11 protein-coding genes are annotated in these 13,211 nt (G+C 74.1%); 3 read left to right on the forward strand and 8 right to left on the reverse strand.

Features of this window, described 5'->3' with window-relative positions; all coding sequences use genetic code 11:
* Positions 1 to 222 precede the first annotated feature (222 nt).
* Both ABT160_RS34220 and ABT160_RS34225 read right to left on the reverse strand, forming a co-directional pair.
* Positions 223 to 1,077 (reverse strand): NAD(P)H-binding protein, encoded by an 855-nt coding sequence (locus ABT160_RS34220; protein ID WP_351651857.1) that lies wholly within the window; start codon positions 1,075 to 1,077, stop codon positions 223 to 225.
* Positions 1,074 to 2,294 carry a ScbA/BarX family gamma-butyrolactone biosynthesis protein gene (locus tag ABT160_RS34225; protein ID WP_502984354.1) on the reverse strand — a complete coding sequence of 407 codons (1,221 nt, stop codon included), beginning with the start codon at positions 2,292 to 2,294 and terminating at the stop codon, positions 1,074 to 1,076. Before ABT160_RS34225 ends, ABT160_RS34220 begins: the two co-directional genes overlap by 4 nt.
* Here ABT160_RS34225 and ABT160_RS34230 point away from each other — a divergent pair.
* Positions 2,251 to 2,973 carry a ScbR family autoregulator-binding transcription factor gene (locus ABT160_RS34230; RefSeq protein WP_351651858.1) on the forward strand — a complete coding sequence of 241 codons (723 nt, stop codon included), beginning with the start codon at positions 2,251 to 2,253 and terminating at the stop codon, positions 2,971 to 2,973. The two genes, ABT160_RS34225 and ABT160_RS34230, sit on opposite strands and share 44 nt — an antisense overlap.
* A 23-nt stretch (positions 2,974 to 2,996) precedes the next feature.
* Here the strand turns inward: ABT160_RS34230 and ABT160_RS34235 are convergent, their stop codons facing one another.
* The 3 genes from ABT160_RS34235 to ABT160_RS34245 all read right to left on the reverse strand — a co-directional run bounded on the left by ABT160_RS34235 (position 2,997) and on the right by ABT160_RS34245 (position 6,407).
* Positions 2,997 to 3,926 carry a formylglycine-generating enzyme family protein gene (locus ABT160_RS34235; protein ID WP_351651859.1) on the reverse strand — a complete coding sequence of 310 codons (930 nt, stop codon included), beginning with the start codon at positions 3,924 to 3,926 and terminating at the stop codon, positions 2,997 to 2,999.
* Between the two features lie 38 nt (positions 3,927 to 3,964).
* Positions 3,965 to 5,416 (reverse strand): sulfatase family protein, encoded by a 1,452-nt coding sequence (locus ABT160_RS34240; RefSeq protein ID WP_351651860.1) that lies wholly within the window; start codon positions 5,414 to 5,416, stop codon positions 3,965 to 3,967.
* 127 nt (positions 5,417 to 5,543) lie between these two features.
* Positions 5,544 to 6,407, reverse strand: coding sequence for a winged helix-turn-helix transcriptional regulator (locus ABT160_RS34245; protein ID WP_351651861.1), 864 nt, complete (start codon positions 6,405 to 6,407; stop codon positions 5,544 to 5,546).
* 133 nt (positions 6,408 to 6,540) lie between these two features.
* Here ABT160_RS34245 and eno point away from each other — a divergent pair, with 133 nt between their 5' ends.
* Complete coding sequence (gene eno / locus ABT160_RS34250) at positions 6,541 to 7,827, forward strand: phosphopyruvate hydratase (protein WP_351651862.1); 1,287 nt, start codon at positions 6,541 to 6,543, stop codon at positions 7,825 to 7,827.
* 59 nt (positions 7,828 to 7,886) lie between these two features.
* On the opposite strand, the gene ABT160_RS34255 is transcribed toward eno, so the two are convergent.
* Positions 7,887 to 10,445 (reverse strand): DUF6185 family protein, encoded by a 2,559-nt coding sequence (locus ABT160_RS34255; RefSeq protein WP_351651863.1) that lies wholly within the window; start codon positions 10,443 to 10,445, stop codon positions 7,887 to 7,889.
* A gap of 767 nt (positions 10,446 to 11,212) precedes the next feature.
* On the opposite strand from ABT160_RS34255, the gene ABT160_RS34260 reads away from it, so the two are divergent.
* A complete protein-coding gene (locus ABT160_RS34260) occupies positions 11,213 to 11,668 on the forward strand; it encodes a VOC family protein (RefSeq protein ID WP_351651864.1) in 456 nt (151 codons plus the stop codon).
* Between the two features lie 25 nt (positions 11,669 to 11,693).
* Here ABT160_RS34260 and ABT160_RS34265 read toward each other — a convergent pair whose 3' ends face one another.
* Together ABT160_RS34265 and ABT160_RS34270 are read right to left on the reverse strand one after the other, a co-directional pair.
* Positions 11,694 to 12,086, reverse strand: a complete 393-nt coding sequence (locus tag ABT160_RS34265; protein ID WP_351651865.1) for a MerR family transcriptional regulator — start codon at positions 12,084 to 12,086, stop codon at positions 11,694 to 11,696.
* A gap of 36 nt (positions 12,087 to 12,122) precedes the next feature.
* Positions 12,123 to 13,196 carry a zinc-binding dehydrogenase gene (locus ABT160_RS34270; RefSeq protein ID WP_351651881.1) on the reverse strand — a complete coding sequence of 358 codons (1,074 nt, stop codon included), beginning with the start codon at positions 13,194 to 13,196 and terminating at the stop codon, positions 12,123 to 12,125.
* Positions 13,197 to 13,211 lie beyond the last annotated feature (15 nt).

Genomic DNA, 13,211 nt, shown 5'->3' on the forward strand with positions numbered 1-13,211 from the left:
GCCCCCCCGCGGCTTACCCCCCCCCCCCCCCCCCGGGGCGCCCCCCGGGGTAGGGGCCCCCGCCACTGGGCGCGGGAGCCGGGAGCGGGCCCCGGGAGGGCCACGGGGCCTTCAGGTGGTTTCCGTATCCCGGGGTACGTGATCCCGGGCGTACGTACGGTTTCCGTATCCCGGGGTACGGAAAACGGGGAGCGCGGCCGGGGGAGGGCCGCGCTCCCCGGGTCAGGCCGCGCGCCCGCCGGGGAAGCGGTGCGCGTGGTCGTTCGCCCAGCCCCGGTACGTACCCGGGGCCCGGCCCGTCAGCGGGGCGAGCGGGTCGCCGCGCAGCGCCTTGCCGCCGACGGTCCCCAGGGCCGCGCGCCGCAGCAGCGCCTCGACCACCGGCGGCGGGTAGCGGAGCGCCAGGCGCTCGCGCGCCTCGTCCGCCGTCCACTCGCGGAACCGCAGCGGACGGCCCAGCACCTCGGCGAGGACCCGCGCCTGCTCGCGGGCGCTGAGCGCCTCGGGCCCGGCCAGCGTGTACGTCCGGCCCGCGTGCCCGGGCTCCGTGAGGGCCCGCACGGCGACCCGGGCGACGTCGCGCGGGTCGACCGGGGCGTTGGGCGCGGTGCCGTGCAGCGCGCCGACCGTGCCGTCCCGCCCGATGTCCTCGGCCCAGGACAGGGTGTTGGACATGAAGGCGCGCGGGCGCAGCAGGGTCCAGGCGGCGCCGCAGCCGCGCACCGCCTCCTCCATGGCCCGCTGGCGGACGGTGAGGAGGTCGTCGGTGTCGTCGTCGACGACGGCCGCCGACAGCTTCACCACGTGGCCGACGCCCTCGGCGACGGCGGCCTCCAGGAAGCGCTCGTCGTGGGGCGCGGCGGGGTGGCTGGTGACCAGGAACGCGGCGCGCACCCCGCGCAGGGCGGCGCGCAGCGACCCGGGATCGGCGAAGTCCGCGACGACGGCCTCCACCCGGGGGCCGGGCACGGCGGGGCGGTGCGGGGCGCGGCTCATCAGGCGCACGGCGTGGTCCGCCGCGAGCTGCCGCGCCACCTCCCGCCCGACCGTGCCGGTGGCGCCGGTGACCAGGATCAAGGCAGTCTCCGGGGCTGCCCCGCCGAGAGGATCGAGGTGAACACGGCCTCGCCGTCCTGGTGTCCGGTGACCTTCATCGCCCAGTCGGGCCCCGAGAGCGAGACGTCGGTGACCTCCATGAGCAGCGGCCGGGAGAACTCCGCGTACCGGTGGAAGGAGGTGTCCCCGCTCCAGGGCGCGAAGGCGGAGGGGCCGATCGTGGCGTGCGCGGCCTGGCGGGCCGCCTCGATGAGGACCATGCCCGGCACGTGGTCCTTGGGGCCCTGGTAGAGCGTGCGGTGGCCGGTGTCGACCTTCAGGATCCAGTGCCCCCAGATGCCGGTGGGCAGCAGCAGCACGTCCTCGGAGCGCAGCCGCCCCACGAGTTGGGGCGGTACGTCGGGCGCGTACTGCCGGGGCGGTGGCAGCCGGGCCGTGTCGCCGCGCATCCGGCGGTAGGCGCGGGCGCTGATGAGGTTGACGCGGCTGACGCCGGTGCCGACCTCGTGGCCGCTCCTGCGGACCGTGACGGTGGCGCGCATTCCGGCCAACGTCCTACCCCGGTGGGAGAGTTCGTCGAACCCGACCTCGATCTCGACGTCCGGGCCGTAGCCGACGGGCAGGTGGTGGGGCCGGCAGGTGAAGTCCAGCGACCACATCAGGTAGTGCGTGTCCAGCGGGACGCCGTAGGCGGCGTGCCCCAGCAGGATCGTGCTCTGGCGCATGGACTCCACCAGGAGCAGCGGGTCGTGGAGTCCGCCGACCGGGGCGAAGAACGGGTGGTGCTCGGGCCACTGGCCCTCGACGAGGAAGCGGTGCTCCGCGAGGCGTTCCCACCGCGTCGGCACGACGTCCTGCGGTCTCGCGCGGTGCACCCACTGCATGGGCACGGATGAAGTGTCTTGCTGGGCGCCCACGTTGACGATGTCTAACACGATCCCCCCAGGTACCGTTGTTGGCGCCACGTTACGTACCTCAAGGTATTCTTTACAACGGCTGGAGGTGTGACGCGGGTCACGTGCCGTTGAAATGAATAGGTGCAGGTCACAAGCGTTTTTCTGGCAACCCGCCGGTACGGAAGCGCTTTCGCTAGGCTGCGGGTGAGTGCCCGGGGGTGCCTGAACGCGTGCTTCCGGCGCTAGATTCGTACGTGAAGGTTTTTCGCGCTTCCCCAGCGCAGAGCGAGGGATGAACTTGACGAAGCAGGACCGAGCGGCCCGCACCCGGCAGAAGCTCATCGAGGCCGCCGCGATCGTCTTCGAGCGGCGCGGCTACGAGGCCACCACCCTCAGCGACATCGCCACGGCGGCCGGAACCACCAAGGGAGCCATCTACTTCCACTTCAGCAACAAGGACGAGCTGGCGCAGATCATCCTCGACGAGCAGCAGCAGACCGAGGAGCGCGCCCTGCGCCCGCAGCCCGTCAAGCTCCAGGAGATCATCGACTCCGGGATGGTCCTCGCCGAACGCCTGCGCACCGACCAGCTGGTGCGCGCCAGCGTCCGGCTCAGCATGGACCAGCAGGCCTCCGGCCTCGACCGCGGCGGCGTCTTCCGCACCTGGCGGGACGCCAACCTGGCGATCCTGGAGGAGGCCCGTCAGCGCGACGAACTGCGGTACCACATCGACCTGTTGGCGACGGCCGAGCTCTTCGTGGGCGCCTTCGCGGGCCTCCAGCAGATGTCGCAGCTGCTCACCGACTACGACGACCTGCCGGACCGGATCTCGGTGCTGCTGCAGAACCTGATGCCCAGCATCGCCGTGCCCCCGGTGCTCGGCGTGCTCGACATGTGCCCCCGGCGCGGCGCCCACCTGATCGCCGCGGCGAGGCCGGCGGACGACGCCGCAGCGGACGACGCGGTGGACGCGAACGCGGTGGACGGCGACGCGGCGGAACCGGTCGCGGCGGAGGCCTGAGCAGGACCCGGTCCGGATCCGCCTCAGGCCCCGGCGTCGGCCGCCACCCGGAAGCCGGTGTGCCCCGTGGAGGCGTCGGGGGTGTTGGAGGTGCGGGCCGAACAGCGGTAGCGGTTGCAGTACGAGTCGTGGCACAGGTGCGACCCGCCGCGCAGGGCCCGCGCGGGCGAGCCGGGCACGAAGCGGTCGGCCGTCCACTCCCAGACGTTGCCGACGGCGTGGTGCAGCCCGAAGCCGTTGGGCGCGAGGGAGCGCACCGGCGCGGTGCCCACCGCGGTCGTCGGTGCCTTCGGGAACGTACCGCGGAAGATCACCGCGCGGTCCGGGGACGCGGGCGCGTCCCCCCAGGGGTAGCGGGCCTGGTCGAGGCCGCCGCGCGCGGCGTACTCCCACTCGGCCTCGGTGGGCAGCCGGGTGCCTGACCAGTCGCAGTACGCCCGCGCGTCGTGCCAGGAGACGTGGGTGACGGGGTGGTCGAGCCGGTCGTCCGAACGGGACCCCGGGCCCTCCGGCTCGCGGTGCCAGGCGCCCGGTACCGCGAGCCACCAGTCCGCGCCCGGCACGGCCTCGGCCCGCTCGCGCCCCGCGGCGGTGACGCTGCCGCGGAACACGAAGGACCAGCCGAAGCGCTCGGCCTCGGTGCGGTAGCCGGTGGCGTCGGCGAAGGCGCGGAACTCGGCGTGGCTGACCGCCGTGGCCGAGACCCGGAACGGCGCGACCTCGACCGCGCGCACGGGGCCCTCGCCGTCATCGGGGAACGCGGCGGCGTCCTCCGTACCCATCCGGAACGCGCCGCCCGGGAGGGCGAGCAGCGGCGCGAAGGCACCGGCCAGCCGCTCCCCGGGGGCGTGGCCGCCGTGGTGCTCCCCGGTGCCGTGGCCGAGCAGCGGCAGGGTGGTGCGGCCCGGCTCCGCGGCGGTGGTGCGTGCGGGGGCGCAGCAGTGGCGGCCCATCGGTGGTCCTCCTCCGGACGGTCTCGTGGGTGGTGGCGTCAGGCGGTGCGGTCCGCGGCCAGGGCGGCGGCGAGGCCGGGGATGCCGAGGGCCGTCTCGTCCGCGGGCGTCGCCTGGTGGAGGCTGTTGCGCAGCTGGTACGGGTCGGCCTGGAGGTCGTAGTACTCGCGGAACCTGACCTGTCCGGTGCCGCTCACCTTGCCGGTGGCGTCGGTGTGCAGGTCGTAGTACTCGGTGTACTGGCGGTCCTTGGCCACGTACGACGACCAGGTGTTGTGGTCGGCGCCGGTGCCCTGCTTCCACCACTCGATGAGGAGGTGGTCGCGGGAGTGGCCGCTGAGCAGCGACCGGCCGTCCTGCGGGGTGTCCGCGGTGATCCCGGCCGCGTCCAGGACGGTGGGGGCGATGTCGATGTTGGCGACGATCCGGTTGTCGGTGGTGCCGGCGCCGAGCCCGCCGCCGGGCCACGAGAGGTAGAAGGGCACCTCGTGGGCGGGGCGGTACGGGACGCCCTTGCCGGTCAGGCCGTGGTCGGCCCAGTTGAAGCCGTTGTCGCCGATGTAGATGACCAGGGTGTTGTCCAGCTGGCCCAGGGCCGCGAGCTTGTCGTGGAACGCCTGCACGGCGTCGTCCACCGAGCGCAGGGTGCGCAGTTGCTCGGCGCGCACCCGGCGGCCGTCGGCCAGGGTCTGGGTGGCGTTGCGCACGTACGGCGGCTTGTCGCTGCGGTCCGCCTCGGGCACCGAGGGGCGCCCGTCCCAGGCGGGCACCTCGGTGCCGGCGTACTTGGCCTCCGGGGTGCGCGGGCCGTGCGAGGCGTAGGGGGTGACGTACGCGAACCAGGGGCGGTCGTCCGTGCGGGACTTGTCCAGGAACGCGAGCGTACGGTTCTTGATCACGGTGGTGGTGTAGCCGGGGACGGCCTGCACCGTGCCGTTGACGTTGAAGGTGCCGTCCACGTACGACGGCTTGAGCAGCGCGAACTCCTCGAAGTGCGGCGGGTTGTCCGCGACGGCCCAGGAGTTGAGGTACTTGCCGAACAGGCCCGTGCGGTAACCGGCCTGCTTCAGGTACCGCTGCAGGGTGGTGTGCTGGTCCAGGGAGTGCGAGGCGCCGTTGTTGCGGACGCCGTGGTTGTGCGCGAAGCGGCCGGAGAAGACCGAGGAGCGGGAGGGCGCGCACAGCGGGGTGGTGACGTGCCCGTTGGTGAAGCGCACGCCCTGGCCGGCCAGCCAGGCGACCGTCTTGGGGGTGGCCCACTCGGTCTGCTTGGGCTGGTCGTCGGTGACGATCAGGAGCACGTTGGGCCGGGCTGCTCCGGCGGCGTGCGCGGGGGAGCCGGTGAGCGCGGGCAGGGTGGCCCCGGCGGCGACGGCCGCGGCCCCGGCGAGGACGCCACGGCGGCTGGGACCCGGGGCGGAGCCGGGCGTGGCGGCGGACGCGGGGTCGTGCGCGGTGCGGGACGCGGCGTTCGTTCTGGACGTGCTCATGACAGATGGACCCTCTCGGCTGCGTGCGGGACGGCGACGGGTGGCCGTGTGCGGTACGGGCGTTGGGGTGGCGGAGAGAACGCTAGGGGCGCGTTCCGCCGCGATCCATGCACGCGGGGCTAAGGGTTCATTGCCGGATTGTTGCCGCGCCGAGGCGCAGGCTCTCCTCGACCGCGTGCGGGACGTCGGTCACCGGGAAGCGGACGTGCCGCACGACGCGGGCCTCGTCCACGACCAGCACCAGGCGCTTGAGCCGCAGGCGGCCCGCGCCGCGGAAGGTCGGCAGGCGCAGGGCCGCGGAGAGCTGGTGCGCCGCGTCGGAGAGCAGTGGGTGGGTGACCTCCTCCGCCCGCGCGAACTCCTCCTGCTCGTGAACGAGTTGGGTGCTCACGCCGCGCACGGCCACGTCCGCGGCCTCGAACTCCGCCCGCGCGTCACGGAACAGGCGGTTCTCCAGGGTGCACCCGGCGGCGCCGCGCAGCGACGGGTCCCACTCGATCCCCGTACCCGGGTACGTGAACAGGACGGTGGCCCGCGCGCCCGGGGCGACCAGGGGCAGCTCGGGGCCGTGCGTGCCCGGGAGCGCGAGGTCGTCGGGCAGCCGGGTGCCGACCAGGGCGTGGACCCGGGCGTGTTCGGCGCCTTCCTCGTCGGCGGTCGCGGTCAGGCTCCCGTCGCCCAGGACCCAGCGGTCGCCCCAGTCCTGCATGGCGACGAGCAGCGGGAGCGTCGCGGCACCGGCGTCGGTGAGCACGTACTCGTACCGCACCGGCCGCCGCTGGTAGAGGCTGCGCCGCAGCACGCCCTGCGCCACGAGACGGCCCAGACGTTCCGTCAGGACCTTGCGCGAGAGACCGAGTTCGGCCGCCAGGGCGTCGAAGCGGGTGTGTCCGCGCGCCACCTCGCGCAGCACGAGCACGTTCCACCAGTCGCCCAGGACGAGGGCGGCCTGGGCGATCCCGCAGTTCTGGTCGGCGTTGTGCATCTTCATGGACCCATAGTAAGTTCCCTTTCGGAACCTAGTGAGTTCCGAAAGGGAACTTGCTGGATGACCTGCCGTCATCACGTCCCGCGGGGCCTCCGGAACAGCCGGGGCCACCGGGACCGACACGAGGAGCCGCACCGTGACCGCCATCAGCCGGGTCGTCGCACGCGAGATCATCGACAGCCGGGGCAACCCGACCGTCGAGGTGGACGTCGAGCTGAAGGACGGCTCCCTGGGCCGCGCCGCCGTGCCCTCCGGCGCCTCCACCGGCGCCCGCGAGGCCGTGGAACTGCGCGACGGCGACCCGACCCGCTTCCACGGCAAGGGAGTCCGCCGCGCGGTCGACGCCGTGAACGAGACCCTCGCCGACGCCCTCGTCGGCCTGGAGGCCGAGGACCAGGCCGGCGTCGACGCCACGATGATCGACCTGGACGGCACCGACACCAAGGCCCGCCTCGGCGCCAACGCGCTGCTCGGCGTCTCCCTGGCCACCGCCAAGGCGGCCGCCGCGGCCCACCGGCTGCCGCTGTACCGCTACGTCGGCGGCGTCGACGCCCGCGTCCTGCCGGTCCCGATGATGAACATCGTCAACGGCGGCGCACACGCCGACAACCCGCTGGACTTCCAGGAGTTCATGATCGCGCCGGTCGGCGCGGCGACCTTCGCCGAGGCCGTCCGGATGGGCTCGGAGGTCTTCCACACCCTGCGCGCCCAGCTCCTCGCCGCCGGGCACAGCGTCAACGTCGGCGACGAGGGCGGCTTCGCCCCCGACCTGCGCACCGCCGACGAGGCCCTGGAGTTCGTCGTACGCGCCATCCAGGACACCGGCTACAAGCCCGGCACCGACATCACCCTGGTCATGGACCCGGCCACCTCGGAGTTCTTCCGGGACGGCGTCTACGACTACCAGGGCGAGGGCGTCCGCCGCACTCCGACCCAACAGGCCGACTACCTCGCCCAGTTGGTCGACCGCTACCCGATCGCCTCCATCGAGGACCCGATGGCCGAGGACGACCACGACGGCTGGCGCGAGCTCACCACCCGCATCGGCGGGCACGTCCAGCTCACCGGCGACGACGTGTTCTGCACCAACGAGTCGCTGCTGCGCGCGGGCATCCGCGACGGCATCGCCAACTCCGTCCTGGTGAAGGTCAACCAGATCGGCACCCTCACCGAGACCCTGGCCACGGTCGGCGCCGCCCACCGGGCCGGCTACACCGTGGTGATGTCGCACCGCTCGGGCGAGACCGAGGACACCACCATCGCCGACCTGGCGGTGGCGACGGGCTGCGGCCAGATCAAGACCGGCTCCCTCTCCCGCGCCGACCGCACCGCCAAGTACAACCAACTGGTCCGCATCGAGGAGGAACTGGGCAAGCAGGCGCGCTACGCGGGCGCGGAGGCACTGGGGCTGCGCAGGCCCTGAGGCGTCGCCGGGGACCGGTCCGGCTCCCGCTCGTCGAGGCCCGTCCCGCCACCCCTGCCTCACGACGCTCCTGGCCCCTTGCCCGGGGAGCCGCCGCCGGTGTCCGCGAGGAACTCCCAGAGGGTGATGAAGACCGTCACCTGCGTGAGCAGGTAGGCGAGTTGCAGGGAGACGTAGCGCATCTGGTAGACGGACAGCAGCATCCCGTAACGGGTCTGCCAGAAGCGCCGTTCGCTGCGGAAGGTGTCCACGTCGAGGGCGATCCCGGTGACGGTGAGGACCAGCAGCATCGCCGCGCAGAACAGCGCGAGGTTGTCCTGCTCCTCGTCGACCAGCCAGTTGCCGACCGCGAAGAGCCCGACCGGAAGCGCGTAGGCGGTGGCGACCACGAGGGCCTTGACGGGGCCGCGCCGTCCGGGCAGTTCGCACCACAGGGCGCCCAGCACGAAGCCGCCCGTCGCCCAGGCCAGCTGCCACAGGCCGAAGGTCAGGAGCAGGTCGGGCAGCGCGAAGTTGTACCCGAGCGCCCCGGTCAGCCGGTCGCCCCTGACCAGGTCGGCCCAGACGAGGAGCACGCTGAGCGGCACCCCGGCCAGGTGGGCGGTGCGGGCGGCCCGGACGCCGTTGTCCCACCAGGTGTCGTACGGCCCCAGGGCGAGCGCGGCGTCGACGACGGTGAGGTGGCGGGGCAGGGCCGTGCTCGCGCCGGGCGGCCAGGCGTGCAGCCGCTCCAGGGCGTTCTCCAGCGGCCGCCGCCTCAGCAGCCCGTCGGCCGACTGCTGCCCCTGGTCCAGGCGGCGGAGCCGGGCGTGCACGTCGCGGAAGAGCCGGGCGCGGTCGAGGAGGACCGCCCGGTGGCCGACGGTGAGGGCGGCGCGCAGCGGCAGCGAGGTGCCTTCGAGCGGCAGGTCGAGCACGCCCCGGCGGGCCCGCCGGGTGAGCAGGTGCAGCGCGCCGATGTTCAGCAGGAGCCAACACGCGACCAGCAGCGCGCTGTTCGCGTACCAGCCCACCCCGAGGGCGACCAGGCTGCCGAAGACCGCGAGGAGCAGACGGCGGTCCCTGCCCCGGGGCGCCTGCCCGGGTCCGCGCCAGGTGCGGCCGCCCAGGCGCAGCACGCCGAGCATCGCGACACCGGGCAGCAGCCAGTCCAGGCCGAGCCACCAGTCGTGGAAGCGGGCGGCGGCCCAGGCCAGTTCGTACGCCCCGTTGCGCGCGTGCTCGGAGGCCGCGGCGGCGGGGTCGCTGAGCCAGGAGGCCCGGCGCCAGTCCCACTCGGCGGCGTACGCGTAGCAGGCGGCGACCACCACGGTCGCGGCCGTCGCGGTGAGCGCGGTCCGGCGCACCAGCGTGCCCGGCGGGACCGGCGGTACGAGCCCGCCCTCCGCCGCCAGCCGCCAGATCGCGACGGCCAGACCGGCGAAGCCGAGCACGACGACGCAGCCGACGGCGACCGCGAGCAGGGCCACGTACAGGTCGCCCCGCAGCCCGGGCTGGAGGTCGGGCACCCGGTCCTGGCCCACCAGCGTGGGCCAGCCGACACTGACGGCCAGCGGCGGTACGAGCAGGAGGCCCGCCGTGACCAGCGGCCCCCGCCCCGGGCGGCCGAAGGCGAACAGCAGCCCGCCCGCCACGGCGGTGGACGCCATCCCGAAGGCCGCCAGCTCGGGCGGGTCGTTGCCGGTGCCGTGGAGGTCCCGGCCCAGCAGCCAGAAGCTGCCGAGGCCGGCGAGGGCCCTCAACAGCAGCATGAGCCACAGGGCGTGCCGCAGGTTGCGCACGGCGACCGGTTCCAGGGACTGCCCGGACGGGCCGCGCGGGGCGCGGCCGAGGGCGAGGAGCACGAAGGCGACCAGGGCGACGGGCCACAGCAGCCCGCCCGCGTCGCTCAGCACGATGTGCCAGGGCCGGGAGCTCTGCGCGGCGAGCGCGCGGGGGAAGGGCGGATCGATCCCGGCGGTCAGCGGATGCCCGTCGCCGTCGTACGTTCCGGCGCCCGGCGCCCACAGCAGGGCGCGCCCCTCACGGCGCAGCGCGCCCGGCTCGGCGTAGGCCGCGCCGGTGCGGCCGGGGTCGAGCACGACGCGGCGCCAGTCGGCGCCGACGAGAGCCGGGGCCGGGACGAACGACACCGTCCAGCGCGGAGCCGTGGTGTCGACGCGCCAGGGGCCCACGCTCAGACCGGAGGCGTAGACGTCCATCCAGGCGTACGCGGAGAACTCGACGCGTACGCCGGAGGCTTCCTGGACCACGACGGGCGGCGCGGTACGGCGTTCTTCCCAGCGGGTGTACACGCGGTACGACGCGTCGGAGTCCTGCTCCTCGCGCAGCAGGCACGCCATCGCCTGCCGGTAACCGGCCGAACCGGGGCCCAGGAGGAGGTCGTCGGCCAACGGCCAGGCCGCGGGCGCGTGGACGGTCTGGGAGACGGTGACCCTGGTGTGCGTACGGCCGTCGTGCTCGACGCGGGCGACGGCCTCGGCCGGGGCTCCGGCGAGCCACTCGGGATGACAGGGCGCGCCCGGCACGCCCGAGTCCGCGCGCGCCGGAACGGGCCACGGGAGCAGGGCGAGGAGCATGCCGAGGAACAGGCCGAGCAACAACTCCCGCTTGCCCAACTCACCCTCCCCGCACGTGCGTTGAACCAGGCTAGCGGGGACGGTGATCCCCTCGGGGGAGAAACGGGCGTGCGGTGCGGGCGCGCACGACTCTCCGGGGCGCGTGCTGCCTCTGGGGCGGGAGTTGATGATGTGAGGATCGTTGTCGGCATCGTTATATGCGTCGGTTCGCACGGCGTTCGACGCATCAATGTCCCTGCCGCAACAGTCACTTGGAGTGTTCGGCGCGCGTGCGGCACGTGCTCGGCGCGTGCTCGGCCCGTGTGCGAGGGGGTCCGGTGGCGCGGACAGGTCACAGGCGTTCGTGACACGACAGCGGAACGTTAGCGGCGGCTGCCAGGATCGTGACGCGCCCCGCAGGCAACGGGCAGTCGCTGCTCGGCGGGGTGCACCCCAGTGCTGCCGATCCGTTGACCAGGACCGGCGGCACTGCCGGTGCCCGCCCCATCGGCCGGGCCCCGCCCCACCGTTGTGTCCCCGGCCGTGAGCCGCACGCGACACCACGCCGCCGCCACGAGGCAGTTCCGCTCCCTCAGCTTCGTGGCGAGGGTCCTCCGCGCACCGCGCGGGGACGCATCCGACGGCGTCCCCGCGCGCATGGCGACACGGGGAAGGTGTCCGTTCCACGGACGGCCGGACGGGGCGGGGGTCCCACCCGGCCGGCGGAGGCGGAGCGGGCCCCAACCGTGCAGGGTGCGGTTGGGGCCTCGGCGCGAGCGGGGGCCGTGAGGCGATCGATTGTCAGTCCCGCCTGCGATGCTCCGGGCATGGAGATGACAGTGCAGCTGACGATCGACTGCTCAGACCCGCAGAGGATGGTGGCCTTCTGGGCCGAGGCCCTGGGTTACGTGCCCGAGCCCCCGCCGGGCGGGCACGCCACGTGGCGCGCCTACTGGGCTTCGGTGGGGGTGCCCGAGGATGAGCTGCCGCCCGGTGCCGGGGACGTCCCCGAGTCGATCGTCGACCCCACGGGACGCGGACCGAGGGTGTGGTTCCAGCAGGTTCCCGAGCCGAAGGCCACCAAGAACCGGTGGCACTTCGACCTGAAGGTCGGCGGGGGCCGCGACGTCCCCCGGGACGTCCGCGCACAACGGGTCAAGGACACGGTGGCCCGCCTCGTCGGAGCCGGTGCCACCGTGCTGCGTACCAAGGACGAGCCGGAGACGGGGTTCTACGCCACCGCCCTGCAGGATCCCGAGGGCAACGAGTTCGACGTGGTGTGAGGCCCGGGCCGCGAGGGCGTCGGGGTCACCGGGCGCCCGACGCCCCCGCGAGCTTTCCCTCCAGGGCGTCCCGCACCCGAGTCAGCCGCGCTATCTCCGCGTCGATCGCGTCGATGCGCCGTCGCACCACCGCCGACCCCACGACACCGGAGCCCTCCGCCTGGCCCGTGCTCCCGCAGCGCGGCGGGGGATCGACGGCCAGCAGGTGCAGCCGGTCGGCCACGCCCCGTACGTCCTCCACCGTCAGCCCGAGCGCCAGCAACTCGCGGATCACGCGCAGCAGGGCGACGTCCCCGGGGCCGTACTCCCGTTGCCCCGAAGCCGTGCGCCCCGGGGGAGGGAGCAGCCCGCGCTGCTCGTAGAAGCGCAGGGCCCTGGGCGTGGTGCCCACCGCCGCCGCCGCGTCACCGATCCGCATGTCGGCCACCCCTCACTCGCGCACCCGCCCGTCCGCTCACCCGTGCTCGGGCAACTCCACGACCAGCATGCCGATGTGCTGCCCCTCGATCAGTTCCTGCAACGCGTGCGGCGCGCGATCGATGCCCGTGTACCGCACCACGGGGAGCCGGATCGCGCCCGAGCGGAGCCATTCGGCGAGCCGCCCCGTCCACTCCGCCTCCACGCCGGGGTGGTCGACGCCCAGGTAGCCACGTACCGACACGCCCTTGACGATCAGGCGGAACGCGTCCACCACCGCAGGGGCCGCACCCCCCGCCCCGTCCGCCGCCAACTGCCCCGACAGCGAACCGACCAGCGCGAACCGGGCGCCCTGCCGTGCCGCGTCGACCGCCGCCGTCAGCTGGGCCCCGCCGACGTTGTCGAGCAGGACGTCGATGCCGTCCGGCGCGGCCGCGGCGAGCTGCGCCCGCAGGCCCGTGCGGTCGTCGGCGGACGCCGACCGCCAGGACCCGGCGGTGAGCACGGCGTCGTAACCCAGCTCGTCGACCAGCCGCTCGGTCTTCCACGCCGACCCGGTCGTCCCGATCACGCGCGCCGCGCCGAGCAGCCGCGCGACCTGCCCGGCCAGCGACCCCACGCCGCCCGCCGCCCCCGTCACCAGGACGACGTCGCCCTCGCGCACCGCCGCGAGCCGGGTCAGCGCGCCGTACGCGGCGGAACCGGAGGACAGCGCGGCGACCGGATCGGGCAGCGCGGGGTCGACGGGGACGCACCCGGAGGCCGGTACGACGGCGTACTCCCGCCAGCCCAGGTAGTGCGTGACCAGGTCACCGGGGCGCAGTGGGCCGCCCTCCGGTGCGAGCACCACCTCTCCGACGGCCGGACCGAACAGGGTGTCCCCGGGGTTCAGCCCCGGCACGGGCGTGTCCTTCGCCGCTCCGCCGAGCAGGGTGCGCAGCCCTCCGAAGACGAGGAACTGCCGGTTGCGCACGAGGACTTCATCCGGTCCGGGGGCCGGGACCGGCGCCTCGACGACGGTGAAGTCCGAGGGCTTCGGCAGCCCGGCGGGCAGGGAGGAGAGCCGCACCTCGCGGCTCGTACGGACGGGGACGGAAGCCGTGGACGGCATGGACGACATGGGTGA

Source organism: Streptomyces sp. NPDC001941 (assembly GCF_040296945.1).
Classification (GTDB): Bacteria; Actinomycetota; Actinomycetes; order Streptomycetales; family Streptomycetaceae; genus Streptomyces.